This window comes from Cyanobacteria bacterium GSL.Bin1, assembly GCA_009909085.1.
Classification (GTDB): Bacteria; Cyanobacteriota; Cyanobacteriia; order Cyanobacteriales; family Rubidibacteraceae; genus Halothece.
In genome coordinates this window covers 1-13,849 of sequence record JAAANX010000030.1, presented here as the reverse complement: position 1 = coordinate 13,849, position 13,849 = coordinate 1, and the positions used below count along the sequence as shown (strand labels likewise).

Below are 13,849 nucleotides of genomic sequence, written 5' to 3'. Positions count from 1 at the left end.
ATTTGTTGTTAATTAAACAGTAATGGCAACCGACAAATAACGGATCTCGAATAACAAATAACGAAATTAATGAAGGGAGGTTGCTCTGTGGCGCAGCTAAAAGACTTTACTGTCGATTGTGTCGAATCCAAAACTGATAATAAAACACAAAGCCAATATAGTAAGTTTGTCTTGGAACCTCTAGAAAGGGGTCAAGGCATTACGGTGGGGAATGCCCTGAGGCGGGTTTTGCTCTCTAACTTAGAAGGAACAGCTGTGACCGCAACCCGAATTGCTGGGGTCACTCACGAATTTGCTACAATTCCGGGAGTTAGAGAAGATGTCCTTGAAATTTTACTGAATTTGAAAGAACTGGTCTTTAGGAGTTATTCTCCGGGACCGCACATTGCGCGCTTAGCTGCCACGGGACCCGTCACACTCACCGCAGGAGACTTTAATGTTCCCTCAGAGGTAGAAATCATTGATCCGAGTCAGTATGTCGCAACCCTAGCTGAGGGTGCGAAACTGGAGATGGAAATTCGGATTGAGCGGGGAACGGGCTATCGCATCGTTGATTTGGAAAAAGAAGATGTCAGCTCTTTAGATTTCCTCCAAATTGATGCCGTTTTTATGCCGGTTTCTAAAGTGAAATATACGGTTGAAGAAACGCGTCTCGATGAGGGAGAGAGTAAAGACCGTCTCATTTTAGAAATTACAACCAACGGCAGCGTCAAACCAGATGAAGCCCTCTCCCAAGCGGCAACGGTGCTGGTAGAGCTATTCCATCCCCTTGGGGATTTGAATATCCAGCCCTCCCAAGAAGAACAGGAAGAAGAAGAAGACCCCAATGGACAAATTCCCATCGAAGAATTACAACTCTCGGTGCGGGCCTATAACTGTCTAAAACGGGCTCAAATTAATTCCGTTGCCGATTTGCTCGATTATACCCACGAAGATCTCTTAGAAATTAAGAACTTCGGGCAAAAGTCTGCAGAAGAAGTGGTGGAAGCATTGCATGACCGCCTTGGTATCACCCTTCCCCAAGAAAAATCCGCAGCCAGTTAAATTAACCTCGTCTAAAACTTGAATTGAAGCAGGAGGCTGATCATGCGTCATTGTCGTCGCGTTAAAAAACTCGGTCGTCCGGCTGACCAACGCCGGGCTTTATTGCGCTCTTTAGCAACCGAGCTGATCCGACACGGACAAATTACTACCACCAAAACTCGTGCCAAAGCAGTGCGGTCGGAAGTGGATAAAATTATTACGTTGGCAAAAGACGGTTCGCTCTCCGCACGGAGAAAAGCCATTGGTTATTTGTACGATAAGAACTTGGTTCATTCTTTATTTGAGAATGTTCAAGAACGTTATGGTAACCGTAATGGCGGTTATACCCGGGTTTTGAGAACCATTCGGCGTCGCGGTGATAACGCTGAAATGGCTGTCATTGAATTGGTATAAGTCTTGGGAATGAATAACCGTGAGTCAGCGAAAATCAAGCGCGTTGCTCTAGTTATTCAGTATCTGGGAACAGCGTTTTACGGTTGGCAACGCCAACCCCATTATCGATCCGTGCAAGAAGAAATTGAAGGGGCGATTAACCACACTGTCGCGCCTAATTCTGCGGGATCATGGGTGCCTCTCCATGGTGCAGGACGCACTGATAGCGGAGTTCATGCGGCAGCCCAAGTGGCTCATTTTGATGTGACTAGTCCCATTCCAGCAGAAAAATTTGCCACCGTCTTGAACAAGCAGTTGCCCGATGAAATTTTGATTCGAGCTTCTGCACAAGTCTCCCCCGACTGGCACGCTCGCTTTTCAGCGACTTACCGACGGTATCGGTACACCCTTTATACAGCAGCTACCCCCAATTTATTTGTTGCCCCCTGGAGCTGGCATTATTATTATGCTGATATTGAGGAAGCCGCGATCGCGGCTGCTCTCCAACCCCTGTTGGGGTATCATGATCTAGCAGCCTTTTGTCGCGCTGGCTCTGATCGCACCCATACCTGGGTCAATGTCCAAGAGGTAAAGTGTATCCGGAATGGACCCCTGGTTGAAATTGAAATTCAAGCAGATGGTTTTTTATATGGCATGGTGCGCTTGTTAGTTGGGTTGCTAGTGAAAGTGGGAACCGGGGAACTCACGCCAGAAGCATTTGCCGAAATTTGGCAGCAGCAACAGCGCGATCGCGTCAAATATTCGGCTCCGGCGAAAGGGCTTTGTCTCTTGCGCGTCGGATATGAGGAATTTCCCTTTCCTCAGTCCATTTGGTTTAATAGTCAACCTCATTTTTACTTCGATACAGAGAACTTATTATGACAGTTAATCAAACTCCCCTGCCCCAGGCAGAAACCTTAGAAAAACAATGGTATGTGATCGATGCGACTGGCTACCGCCTGGGTCGTCTTGCCAGTGAAATCGCCGATATTATCCGCGGTAAAAATAAGCCGAACTTCACTCCCCACATGGATACGGGTGATTGTGTCATTGTGGTGAATGCAGACAAAGTAACCGTCAGTGGGAATAAAGGAAATGATAAACTTTATCGCCGTCATTCTGGACGACCCGGTGGCATGAAAGTTGAGAGTTTTAATCAGTTGCAACGGCGCATTCCCGAACGGATTATTGAACAAGCCGTGAAAGGAATGCTACCCAAAAACCGTCTCGGTCGGCAACTGGCAAAAAAACTAAAAGTTTATGCGGGTCCTGAACATCCTCATCAGGCTCAAAATCCCGTTGAAATTACCCCTTCTCGCTAGAACAAACAGGAGATTAGACCCCTATGCAAGCTACTGATAACAATCGCGTCGTTTACTGGGGAACCGGTCGTCGCAAAAGCTCAACTGCCCGTGTCCGCTTAGTTCCCGGAAATGGACAAATTCAAGTCAATAGTCGCAGTGGCGACCATTACTTTAACTACAACCCTAATTATGTTTCTGCGGTCAAAGCCCCGTTAGAAACCTTGGGTTTGGAAAATGACTACGATATTCTAGTCAACGCTCATGGTGGCGGTTTAACCGGACAAGCTGAAGCGGTGCGTCTAGGCGTTGCTCGCGCCTTGTGCAAACTGGATCCTGAAAATCGCTCTCCTTTGAAAATCGAAGGCTATCTCAGTCGAGATCCCCGCGCCAAAGAACGGAGAAAATACGGCTTACGCAAAGCAAGAAAAGCGCCTCAATACTCGAAACGTTAAAATAAAACCAAAGAGAGCAGTTTTGCTTGCTCTCTATTTTTCAAGTTCATCAACGAAGGAGGTTTAATAATGGCAAAAGAAGGTATTCATCCCGAGTGGTATCCTGATGCAAAAGTGATTTGCAATGGGGAAGTGGTAATGACTGTTGGCGCAACGCAACCCGAATTACATGTTGATGTCTGGTCCGGCAATCATCCCTTCTACACTGGCAATCAGAAGATTATTGACACGGAAGGACGGGTTGACCGCTTTCTTCGGAAATATGGAATGTTTGACGAGAGTGCGGAAGAAGAAAAGTAACAACTTAATTTTTCTTTTTTACCGTACTGCTTCAACTTCCGAAAAAGCCCCTTATTGATTTACCAATTAACCTGATGGCTGAATCCTACGTATTGGAAAAACTGCAATCAGTAGAGGAAACCTATAACGAACTGACTCGGCGTTTAGGGGATCCCGACATTGCTACTGATCCAGAAGAGCTTCAACGGGTCGCAAAAGCACGCTCTTCTCTTGAGGAGACTGTAGAAACTTATAATCAGTGGAAACAAACTCAAGAAGATCTCAAAGAAGCCCAAGACGTGTATAAAGATGCTGAGGGCGATCCAGAAATGCAAGAACTGGCTGCTGCTGAGGTCGAAGAGTTAGAAACAAAACTCGAAGATTTAGAGCGTCGCATGAAACTCCTCTTGCTACCGCGCGATCCCAATGATGAGAAGAACATCATGCTGGAAATTCGGGCGGGGACAGGAGGCGATGAAGCCTGTCTTTGGGTCGGCGATTTGGTTCGGATGTACTCTCGCTATGCCGAAAATCAGGGTTGGAAACTGAGCCTAGCCAGTGAGTCTCTCTCAGAAACCGGTGGCTTTAAAGAGGCGATCCTGGAAATTAAAGGCGATCGCGTCTATAGTAAATTAAAATTTGAAGCGGGCGTTCACCGCGTGCAACGGGTTCCGGCAACGGAAGCCGGAGGAAGGGTTCATACCTCGACCGCCACTGTTGCGGTCATGCCGGAAGTGGATGATGTCGAAGTCGAAATTGACCCGAAAGACGTTGAAATTACCACAGCGCGTTCTGGGGGTGCGGGCGGACAAAACGTCAATAAAGTAGAAACAGCAGCGGATTTATATTACAAACCGCTTGGGATTCGGATTTTCTGCACCCAAGAACGTTCACAGCTGCAAAACCGGGAACGGGCGATGCAAATTCTCCGGTCGAAGTTGTATGAAATGAAACTGCGGGAACAATACGAGTCGGTTACTTCCATGCGGCGCTCCCAGGTAGGAACCGGGGGTCGTTCTGAAAAAATCCGCACCTATAACTATAAAGATAATCGCGTTACCGACCACCGCCTGGGAGTAAACTTTAATCTTGATCCCATTTTGGAAGGGAACTTAGAAGATCTGATTCAATCGTGTATTTCCCAAGACCAACAAGAACGCTTAGCCGAATTAACAGAAAAATCAGAATAATTGCGGTAAAATTCCAAAATTAAAGTAAAATACTGAGAAATGATCGAATCAGCGTTAATCGCTTCCATTGGATGACCTCAGTTTGGGGATCAACAAAAACTTAATTTGATCCCCAATTCAAAGCGCTGAACGTCATTCTGGCTAGGGTGGAGAGCGATTAAAATTGATAGTATCATGGCGGTGGAACGCATAGAAGTAGAGAAAAGATTATGACAAATGCACCGATTGCCCCTGTGGTGCTAGTAATCCTCGACGGTTGGGGGGAACGCCAAAGTAAGACGGCTAACGCGATCGCGCAAGCGAATACCCCTATTGTGGACAGCTTAAGGGAAGTCTATCCGCTTACTTTCATTCAAGCCTCAGGCAAAGCCGTTGGCTTACCAGAAGGACAAATGGGAAACTCAGAAGTCGGTCATCTCAATATTGGCGCAGGCAGAGTAGTTCCGCAAGAATTGGTTCGCATTAGCGATGCCGTTGAAGATGGATCGATCCTAGACAATGCCGTTTTAGTGGAAACTTGCCAAAAAGTAAAAGCCAGTCAAGGAAAACTGCATCTCATGGGCTTGTGTTCAACAGGCGGCGTTCATTCCCATATTTTTCATTTACTGGGATTACTCAAGCTTGCCAAGGCACAAGGAATTAGTGAAGTTTGCATTCATGCCTTTACCGATGGCCGAGATACCAATCCCACTGATGGCATTGCGACCCTAGAAGAAATTAAAGATTATACCCAACAAGTTGGTGTCGGGAAAATTGTGACGGTTAGCGGTCGTTATTATGCAATGGATCGCGATCACCGGTGGGACCGTACCCAAAAAGCCTACGATGTGATTGTTCCAGGAGAATGCGACACGGAAACGAACCCGATTGCCCTTCTCAAAGAGCAGTATGATCTCGGTGTCACTGATGAATTTATTCCCCCAACCCGGGTTGCCGCTGGCGGGGTGGAACCCGGAGATGGAGTTATCTTTTTCAATTTCCGTCCTGATCGCGCTCGCCAATTAACCGCAGCCTTTGTTAACCCAGAGTTTGATGGTTTTGAGCGCGAACAAATCGAACCACTCCACTTTGCTACCTTTACTCAATATGATGCATCGTTGCCGGTTGAAGTTGCCTTCAAACCGCAAAATTTAACCAATATTCTTGGGGAAGTGGTTGCCAATGCGGAGTTAAAGCAACTCCGTACCGCTGAAACCGAAAAATATCCTCACGTCACCTACTTTTTTAATGGGGGAGAAGAGCAACCTTTTCCCGGAGAAGACCGTAAATTAATTAATAGTCCTCTGGTTCCCACCTATGATAAAGCTCCGGAGATGTCAGCCGAACCGGTGACAGATGTTGCCTGCGAAGCGGTCGAAAAAGGAATTTATTCACTCATTGTCATCAACTATGCTAATCCGGATATGGTGGGTCATACAGGCAATCTCGACGCTGCCATTACTGCTATTGAAACCGTGGATCGCTGCTTAGGGCGATTGCTGGGTAGTATTAGTAAAATGGGTGGCACTGCCTTAATTACAGCCGATCATGGTAACGCTGAATACATGGCAGATGAAAATGGCAATCCTTGGACAGCCCATACAACGAATTTAGTTCCTTTTTTATTAGTGGAAGGCGAAAAACGTAAAATTCCTCAGCATGGGGGTCGAGTCGAATTACGAGAAGCGGGTTGTCTTGCTGATATTGCACCAACCATTTTAGAAATTCTCCAACTGCCGCAACCTGAGGAAATGACAGGGCGCTCTCTCATTGCAACGAGCGATGTTCAAGTGAAACCAAATCGCACACCAGTAGATATTTCTCTATAGGTGTTGATATGCTAGAAATCTGATCCTTCATCGAGTAAAACTAATGACAGTTGAACAGCTTTTAGAAATCATTTCTGTTGCTTCGGCAATTTTATTAATTGTCCTCGTCTTACTTCACTCTCCGAAAAGCGATGGTTTAGGCGGGCTGAGTGGTCAAGCCTCAATGTTTACGAGTACTAAAACGGCAGAGAAAACACTGAATCGAGTGACATGGGCATTAGGCTTAGTGTTTATCAGCAGTACCATTGTTTTAAGTGCGGGTTGGGTTTGATTCCAATTCGGTTACTCCGTTTATGAGAACTGCTTGATCCCTTCTTTTGGGAAAAGAAGGGAATTTTTTCTGGGTTGATTTTAATCCGTTGTATTTTCAAGCTCAGTTTGTTTCCTTAGTTCTTCCGGTAAATCAATAAATACGCGATCACTCGTTTCTAAACCTTCTAAAATCTGGGTTTGATTATCAATGGTTAACCCTAAGGTGACCGGTTGAAACTCGGCTTCTTCTTCTTCATTAACAATCATGACGCCGGTTTCGCCTTGACGGGTAACTACAGCAACAGTCGGAATGACTAGCGTGTCAGCGAGTTCTTCGCCTAAGAAGGTGACATCCACATTCATTCCGGATCGCAGTTTCTCTAATCCAGATTGCAACTCAATTCTGACCTCAAAAGAGGTAACATTTTGCTCAACAATTGCTTCTGGGGCAATTAACTTGACTTTTCCCTGGAAGACTTCATTCGGAAAGGCATCAGCCATAATGTCTACCGATTGCCCTTTTTTTAATTGCGTGACGTCTACTTCCGGAACTTTGGCAAGGACTTCTAACCCTTCCGCTAAGGCAATAATTGAGGTAGAGGTGGCAGCAGCAGTGCTAGAAGCAGATGTCGTTGGCGTAACAAACGCCCCTTCGGTGGCATATTTCTGAGTAATAATTCCGGCAAAGGGAGCTTGAATTGTTGTATCTTGAAATTGAATTTGAGCTTCTCGAAATTGTGCTTGTGCTGCCCTAACCGCAGCTTCTAAACGTTCAATTTCTTCTTGGCGAGTCCCGCGTTGCAATTGTTGCAAGTTGGCGCGGGCTTGGGCAACTTCGGCTTCTAAGCGTTGGATTTCCGGACGGTTCGTTTTTTGCGCTTGTTGTAGGCGTTGTCGGGCTTCAGCGAGGGCAGCTTGGGCGCTGCGATATTCATTACGGATTTCATCGAAGCGATCTTGCGCGATCGCGCCCTCTGCTAATAACATTTCGTTACGATTGAGACGGTCTTGGGCCAGTTCAAATTGAGATTCGGCAGAGTCCACTTGAGATCTAATTTGCGCAATATTTTCTGGAATTCTTGCCTGGGCTTCTGCTAAACGCGCTTTGGCTTGTTCTAAACTCGCGCGACCTTGTTCGATTTCTTCTAGGCGCGAACCCGCTTTGGCTTCAGCTAATCGGGCTTTGGCTTCCGCGAGATTATTCTCGGCACGGTCGAGTTGGGCTTGGAATTGCTGATTTTCCATCACAGCAATGGGTTGCCCTTTTTCAACGCGATCACCCTGTTCCACATAGAGACTTTCTAAGCGGCCTGCCATTTTTGGGCTAATATTAACACTCTGAATCGGCTGTACCGTTCCACTGGCTTCAATCGTTACCTGTAAATCTTGTTGTTTGACAGGAACCGTTAGCTCTTGCAAATTATAATCTTGTTGATTGCGATTGAGGACATAAACCGTAGTGCCCACGGTTAATGTACCCACAGCAACCACTCCCACTAGCCAAGATAGGGGACGCTCAACTTTACCAACTCCCGGTAATTGCATTGATTAAATCGACAGTCTATTATTTCAATTCATAGTGACTCTTTCAGCTTATCCTAAATGCCGATTTTCCAGAATCTGCCCCTTTGAGGAAATTTATGTTCTCAGGTTTGCTAAATTTTGATTGAACAGTTACTTAGAGAACTAATGACAAATCCTCCTTGGCGCGAACGATTAAGATATGCCTTTGATAATCTTCTTTCTCGAGGATCGATTGCTTTATTGGGTTGGTTAATTGTTATTGGTGCCGTTGTTGTCCTTAGCGTTTCTTTAATTACTTGGGAAACCGGTTACGCCTCTCAACCCACTCTAGCTGATCAAATTTGGACATTTTTAGTTACCACTTTAATCTCTTGGGATCCCACAGAAGGTTTACCTTGGCCGACCCGAGTCAGTATGCTAATTTTAATTCTGTTCAATTTATTTACAGTCAGTATTATTATTGGGGTCATTGTTGCCGGAATTGAAGGGAAACTTTATCAACTGCGTCGAGGCCGTTCACAAGTTTTAGAGTCGGATCATATTGTTATTTTAGGCTGGTCAACTCAAGTTTTTCCGATTCTTTCAGAATTACTTTTAATTGATGATGATCGCATTCCGGTCACTGTCGTGATTCTTGGGGATAAAGATAAGGTTGAAATGGAAGAAGAAGTCCGGACTCGCATCCGAAAAAATCGTCGGATTCGCGTAATTTGTCGTCAAGGGGTTGCCACTGATTTAATTGATTTAAGAATTACGAATTTAGATCGTGCTAAATCAATTATCATTCTGCCTCCAGAACAAAATAATAATCCGGATACAAGTGTCATTAAAACGCTTTTAGCCCTTGCTAATAACCCAGAACGACGCATCGAACCGTATCGTATTGTTACTGAAATTCAAAACCCTAAAAACTTACAAATTGCAGAAACTGTGGGGAAAGATCGGGTTAAATTTGTTTTAACGGGAGACTTCATTGCCCGAATTATTGCTCAAATTTGTCGCCAACCAGGGTTATCCCGAGTGTATTTAGAACTCCTTTCTTTTGCCGGGAATGAAATTTATTTTGATCCGGTGACAACGCTTGCTGGTGAAACGTTTTCCGAAAGTATTTTTGCTTATGAAAATGCCATTGTGATCGGATATTGTTCCCAAGAGGGTTATCCTTGCTTGAAACCTTCACCGGATACAATCTTAAAAGAGGGCGATCAAATGATTTTGATTGCAGATAACTATCGTCATATCAAATTTTGGGATAATCGGGAACGAATTAAGTTTGCAGAACAATCTTTAAGTTATAAAACAGTCGAAAAAAAAGCAGAAAAGTTCTTAATTTTAGGCTGGAATGAACAAGCAGAAACGATTATTCAAAAACTGGATGCTTATGTTTCTTTAGGATCAGTAGCAACGGTGATTGCTGATGAAAGCGCGATCGCGCAAGATACCAATCCCAAATTACAACGATTAGAACATCTTAGTGTTCTCTTTCAAAATGGAGATATTACCGATCGCCAACTTTTAAATCGACTGCCTTTGCAAGTAGTTGATCATATTATTCTTCTAGCTTATTCTGATGATTTAGATGCCGAAGAAGCCGATGGCATTACCTTAACCTCTCTTCTCCATTTACGACAAATTGCCAAAGAAGGGGGCTATCATTTTTCCATTACCAGTGAAATGATGGATAGTCGCAATCAACAATTAGCGACAATTGCGCAAGTGGATGATTTTATTGTCAGCGATCGTCTCACCAGTTTAATGATTTCTCAAATTGCAGAAAATCCTTTGTGCAGTGATGTCATTAATGAGTTATTAGAACCTAATGGATGTGAAATTTACCTCAAACCAATTTCTAATTATATTCAACTCCAAAAGCCAGTTTCGTTTTATACCCTAATGAAAGCCGCACAAAAAAAGCGAGAAATTGCCATTGGCTATCGCTGTTCTAATGAAGGAACCCAAGAATTTCAAGGCTATGGCATTGTTTTAAATCCCCCTAAATTAACCCCGATTCAATTTAGTGAGCGCGATCGGTTAATTGTCATTGGTGAGGATTTTTAACCGATCGCTTGCCATTGATTGAGCTAGCAAGAATTAATTTTAGACCGTGGTTACCCCTAACCAACCAAAGAGAAGTTCTTTTTGTTCTTCTGAGGGTTCGTCAATACTCCTAATTTTATAGCTACTCGGTTGCGGAGAAGCAAGAGTAATCGTGTGGTTAATTAACTCATCTTGATGAAAGACAGTTAGGGTCATGGTATCACCGGGTTGGTAATCTCTAGCGCGATCGCTGATTTGATCCGCATTTACTCGAATGCCATCAATGGCTAATAACTCATCTCCTGCATCAATACCAGCTAACCCTGCGGGTGATTCGGCATCGACAAACTTAATCATCGTTGAACTGTTTTCTTGGGCAACTCGTATGCCTAAATAAGGGGAAAAATTATCCTCTTCGCTAGGAATGAGTTGTAAGCCAAAGGGTTGGAGATAATCCGCTAACGGAAGTTCTGCTGTTGTGTGGAGATAAGTGTCTAAAAATTCAGTTAAATCAGTTTCTGCAACCGATTCTAAAACCGATTTTAATTGTTCGTCCGTATAGCCGATTTCTGGTTTACCAAATTGTTCCCAAAGCGCAAGGAGAACATCATCCATGGAACGCTGATTCTTGTGATTTGTGCGAATCAGTAAGTCCAACAACAACGAAACTAATTCCCCTTTCAAATAATAAGAAATTTGGTTATTATCACTATTGGCATCGCGACGGTATAACTTAATCCAGGCATCAAAACTGGATTCAGCTAAAGGTTGAACTTTACGTCCTGGTGTTTGTAAATAGCGAGTGATATCTTTGCCTAAATTATCGAGACAGGTTCTGGCATCATAAATTCCTGCACGCATGGGCAGCAAGGCATCATAATAACTTGTAGTTCCTTCTGCAAACCAAAGGGCAGTGGTATAGTTTTCTTGGCTATAATCAAAATTTTCGAGTGCTTTTGGGCGAATCCGTTTAACGTTCCAGAGATGGAAAAATTCATGAGCAACCAGTTGCATGAAACGGTTATATTTTTCTTCCGAACGGAACCCAAACCGAGGATAAATTAAGGAACAGCAATTTTTATGTTCTAAGCCGCCAAAACCACTTGCCGATTGATGTAACAAAAAGATGTAGTGATCATAGGGGAGTTCTCGATAAATTTTTGCTTCGGCGATAATAATTTTTTTGATGTCTTGAATAACTTGTTCTGGGTTGGCATTTCCTCGCCCCCAAATGGCAAATTGATGCGGTTTTTCTAAAACGTCAAAATCATAAATATCATGCGTCCCAATTTCAAACGGACTATCTACTAAAGTATCAAAATTATCTGCCAAAAATGTATTTGTTTTTCCCGCAACAGTGGGTAAGGGAGTGGTAATTTTCCAGTCACTCCTTGGTGGAATAACTTTAACCTCAATCGGAGTCATTTCTAGATCGGGAACATCGAAAAATAAAGCAGCCCCATTAAAATAACCATGAGTAGCATCAAGATGATTCGTTCTCACCGTTAATTCATTGGCAAAGACTTGATACTCAATCATCACTGCTTCTGCATTTTCGGTATTAATCTGCCAAGAATTTTTACTGAGTTTTTCTAGCCATAAATTTTCTTGCTTCTCTGCATTATAAGCCCTGACTTTTTGAATATGTCTGGCATATTCTCGCACCAAATAAGATCCCGGTGTCCATACTGGAAACTGAATTTTTAGGGTATTCGGTTTCCAATTTTGAACGTGTAATTTAACATGAAATAGGTGCGTTTGTGGTTCTGGGCAAGAAACTTCGTAGAATAATTGAGCCTGGGTTTGTTCGGTTTTAACTTGGCGGGTAATGGTTGCTTCAGTCATGGTGATAAAAGTAGTCGAAATTTAATGCTTGCTCAAAATTAAAGGGAGGATCCTGGGGAAATAGATCGATGGCTAATCCAGTTTTGTAACTCGTATCTTGTTTAGCACGAGCATAACAGGAATCAAATAAATCAGCTAAAATTGCTTGCAGACTTGGACTATCCTCTAATAAAAGCTGAATTTGTCTACGTTGTTCAATAATTGTATTTTTCCAACCTCTAGCATTATACTCTCGCTCATTTTCCCAATCAGCGAGTTTGAGTAAATGTTCAATTAAAATGATTAGACGGCTTTTTAATTCTCTTTTTTGTGCTTTTGCCAAACTCTCCAATTCCTCAAGCAAGTTTTCCCAATCGACTTCCGAGTAATCGCTATTTTGGAGTTGTTTGACAGTTGCTAACAGCCATTGATAATAATCTTCTTCATAAAGCGAATGATGAGATTTTGATTGAGAGGATTGGACATTTGTCGTCATAGGATTAGATCGATCGTTAATGGAAGCTTCACTTTTTAACTGTTGCTAATTCTTCAGCGTAATGGCTTCGCCGGTTCCCCCAGGGAACATCACGTGCTTGTTAGAGGATTTTCCCTAAAATCGCTGTATCCCTTATTCCCCAGTTTAAACCTTGTCCGCCAACCCACTTCATTTAAAAAGCAATGGCTAGGGAAAAATTGCCATTAGTCAAACCAATATGGCAAAATTTACCAAATTTGAGGCAGAATCTCCTCCCAAACTCCTAAATCATCAAAAATACGTCCCGAGAGAGCAGAAATGGCACCAACGGGATCGCAACTGACTCAGTTACTATTTTGCAAGGTCGCGGCTAAAGTTAAGCCAGTGATATTCCCGCAAAGACCCACCACATCATAATCTAAACTTAAGAAGCAGGCTCTCCTAGGGGGGTTATGACAAAATAATAGCAAATAACGCCCAAAAAGCTTGCATGGTAAGCTTTACGGAATTGCAAAAATCAAATTTTAGAAAAATTTGATTTTTGTTTCATTGCACCCCCTGAATTGACTAGGGATTGAGCTGCTATCAATGTATAAATTAGTATATCTAGTCTAGGAGAGCCAAGAAGCATTGCCCTTAGTGTGGTTAGTGAGTCGTCACTGCTTGTTAGATGATTGTTTTAATATAAGTTTACTTCTCTCGTTGTGGTGTACTAAAGACAAAAGCATAAACTGAATTGCTAATTATTATGAGTATCGAATGGATTATTATCGTTGGGGCTGTAATCATTCTCTGGTTAGTTATCAAAGCTGCTTTAAAAATGGCGATGATTAGTTTTAGTACAGCACTTCAAATTTTTATAATTTTAGTCGTTTTAAGAATCTTTTTTACAATCATGCCCCAAGATGTGCTACAACAAATTCGGGAAATTCCTCAACTCGTTTGGAATTTTTTTTAAGGATGATGTGCGACGAAAGTACTTTAGAGGCTAAGCATACCAATGCAAGGGAGGATCACTGGACGACATCACATATCGTAGAATTTTTTTGACTGCAATCGAGCAACTGCTTAACCTCCATGCCTCACGCTTTTTTCGCTTTTACGGCAATCTCAATGATTTTTTGCCGCAATGCTAAGTCAGGACAAAATTGCTTTCCGTCTTCACTTGTGACGTACTCCCGACGCTTATCCTGCGGATAAAGCGCGGGCTTCTCCAGTCTTTCGACCTTCGCGTTTTATAGTGAGGCGGACGCCCAACCCCACTTCCTTAATTAAAATTCCTGAGTTT

14 protein-coding genes are annotated in these 13,849 nt (G+C 43.2%); 11 read left to right on the top strand and 3 right to left on the bottom strand.

Features of this window, described 5'->3' with window-relative positions; all coding sequences use genetic code 11:
- The first annotated feature begins 69 nt into the window (after window positions 1–69).
- From GVY04_01585 to secG, 9 genes are all read left to right on the top strand, one after another.
- Window positions 70–1,044: a DNA-directed RNA polymerase subunit alpha gene (locus GVY04_01585; protein NBD14865.1), complete on the top strand. Its 975-nt coding sequence runs from the start codon at window positions 70–72 to the stop codon at window positions 1,042–1,044.
- A gap of 42 nt (window positions 1,045–1,086) precedes the next feature.
- Window positions 1,087–1,437, top strand: a complete 351-nt coding sequence (gene rplQ, locus GVY04_01580) for a 50S ribosomal protein L17 (GenBank protein ID NBD14864.1) — start codon at window positions 1,087–1,089, stop codon at window positions 1,435–1,437.
- A 9-nt stretch (window positions 1,438–1,446) separates the two neighbouring features.
- The gene (gene truA, locus GVY04_01575) at window positions 1,447–2,298 is read left to right on the top strand and encodes a tRNA pseudouridine(38-40) synthase TruA (protein ID NBD14863.1); all 852 of its coding nucleotides are present in this window, start codon (window positions 1,447–1,449) and stop codon (window positions 2,296–2,298) included.
- Window positions 2,295–2,738, top strand: coding sequence for a 50S ribosomal protein L13 (rplM, locus tag GVY04_01570; protein ID NBD14862.1), 444 nt, complete (start codon window positions 2,295–2,297; stop codon window positions 2,736–2,738). The genes truA and rplM overlap by 4 nt, the downstream gene beginning before the upstream one ends.
- 23 nt (window positions 2,739–2,761) lie before the next feature.
- Window positions 2,762–3,172, top strand: a complete 411-nt coding sequence (gene rpsI / locus GVY04_01565) for a 30S ribosomal protein S9 (protein ID NBD14861.1) — start codon at window positions 2,762–2,764, stop codon at window positions 3,170–3,172.
- Window positions 3,173–3,241: 69 nt separating this feature from the next.
- Complete coding sequence (gene rpmE / locus GVY04_01560) at window positions 3,242–3,472, top strand: 50S ribosomal protein L31 (GenBank protein ID NBD14860.1); 231 nt, start codon at window positions 3,242–3,244, stop codon at window positions 3,470–3,472.
- A gap of 74 nt (window positions 3,473–3,546) precedes the next feature.
- Entirely contained in the window at window positions 3,547–4,641 is a 1,095-nt protein-coding gene (prfA, locus tag GVY04_01555) for a peptide chain release factor 1 (GenBank protein ID NBD14859.1), read from the top strand.
- A gap of 209 nt (window positions 4,642–4,850) precedes the next feature.
- Window positions 4,851–6,449 carry a 2,3-bisphosphoglycerate-independent phosphoglycerate mutase gene (locus GVY04_01550; protein NBD14858.1) on the top strand — a complete coding sequence of 533 codons (1,599 nt, stop codon included), beginning with the start codon at window positions 4,851–4,853 and terminating at the stop codon, window positions 6,447–6,449.
- Between the two features lie 43 nt (window positions 6,450–6,492).
- The gene (secG, locus tag GVY04_01545; protein NBD14857.1) at window positions 6,493–6,720 is read left to right on the top strand and encodes a preprotein translocase subunit SecG; all 228 of its coding nucleotides are present in this window, start codon (window positions 6,493–6,495) and stop codon (window positions 6,718–6,720) included.
- Between the two features lie 80 nt (window positions 6,721–6,800).
- Here secG and GVY04_01540 read toward each other — a convergent pair whose 3' ends face one another.
- Complete coding sequence (locus GVY04_01540; protein NBD14856.1) at window positions 6,801–8,246, bottom strand: efflux RND transporter periplasmic adaptor subunit; 1,446 nt, start codon at window positions 8,244–8,246, stop codon at window positions 6,801–6,803.
- Window positions 8,247–8,390: 144 nt separating this feature from the next.
- Here GVY04_01540 and GVY04_01535 point away from each other — a divergent pair, with 144 nt between their 5' ends.
- Window positions 8,391–10,283, top strand: a complete 1,893-nt coding sequence (locus GVY04_01535) for a potassium transporter (GenBank protein NBD14855.1) — start codon at window positions 8,391–8,393, stop codon at window positions 10,281–10,283.
- Window positions 10,284–10,322: 39 nt separating this feature from the next.
- Here the strand turns inward: GVY04_01535 and GVY04_01530 are convergent, their stop codons facing one another.
- Window positions 10,323–12,107, bottom strand: coding sequence for a PDZ domain-containing protein (locus GVY04_01530; protein ID NBD14854.1), 1,785 nt, complete (start codon window positions 12,105–12,107; stop codon window positions 10,323–10,325).
- Window positions 12,100–12,582, bottom strand: a complete 483-nt coding sequence (locus GVY04_01525) for a DUF29 family protein (protein ID NBD14853.1) — start codon at window positions 12,580–12,582, stop codon at window positions 12,100–12,102. Before GVY04_01525 ends, GVY04_01530 begins: the two co-directional genes overlap by 8 nt.
- 727 nt (window positions 12,583–13,309) lie before the next feature.
- Here GVY04_01525 and GVY04_01520 point away from each other — a divergent pair.
- A complete protein-coding gene (locus tag GVY04_01520) occupies window positions 13,310–13,519 on the top strand; it encodes a hypothetical protein (protein ID NBD14852.1) in 210 nt (69 codons plus the stop codon).
- Window positions 13,520–13,849 lie beyond the last annotated feature (330 nt).

Coding starts and splice junctions, on each gene's coding strand:
- rplQ (NBD14864.1), top strand. CDS start 1,087: ATGCGTCATTGTCGTCGCGTTAAAAAACTCGGTCGTCCGGCTGACCAA.
- GVY04_01525 (NBD14853.1), bottom strand. CDS start 12,582: ATGACGACAAATGTCCAATCCTCTCAATCAAAATCTCATCATTCGCTT.
- truA (NBD14863.1), top strand. CDS start 1,447: ATGAATAACCGTGAGTCAGCGAAAATCAAGCGCGTTGCTCTAGTTATT.
- rpsI (NBD14861.1), top strand. CDS start 2,762: ATGCAAGCTACTGATAACAATCGCGTCGTTTACTGGGGAACCGGTCGT.
- GVY04_01535 (NBD14855.1), top strand. CDS start 8,391: ATGACAAATCCTCCTTGGCGCGAACGATTAAGATATGCCTTTGATAAT.
- GVY04_01530 (NBD14854.1), bottom strand. CDS start 12,107: ATGACTGAAGCAACCATTACCCGCCAAGTTAAAACCGAACAAACCCAG.
- GVY04_01585 (NBD14865.1), top strand. CDS start 70: ATGAAGGGAGGTTGCTCTGTGGCGCAGCTAAAAGACTTTACTGTCGAT.
- GVY04_01520 (NBD14852.1), top strand. CDS start 13,310: ATGAGTATCGAATGGATTATTATCGTTGGGGCTGTAATCATTCTCTGG.
- GVY04_01540 (NBD14856.1), bottom strand. CDS start 8,246: ATGCAATTACCGGGAGTTGGTAAAGTTGAGCGTCCCCTATCTTGGCTA.
- GVY04_01550 (NBD14858.1), top strand. CDS start 4,851: ATGACAAATGCACCGATTGCCCCTGTGGTGCTAGTAATCCTCGACGGT.
- secG (NBD14857.1), top strand. CDS start 6,493: ATGACAGTTGAACAGCTTTTAGAAATCATTTCTGTTGCTTCGGCAATT.
- rpmE (NBD14860.1), top strand. CDS start 3,242: ATGGCAAAAGAAGGTATTCATCCCGAGTGGTATCCTGATGCAAAAGTG.
- prfA (NBD14859.1), top strand. CDS start 3,547: ATGGCTGAATCCTACGTATTGGAAAAACTGCAATCAGTAGAGGAAACC.
- rplM (NBD14862.1), top strand. CDS start 2,295: ATGACAGTTAATCAAACTCCCCTGCCCCAGGCAGAAACCTTAGAAAAA.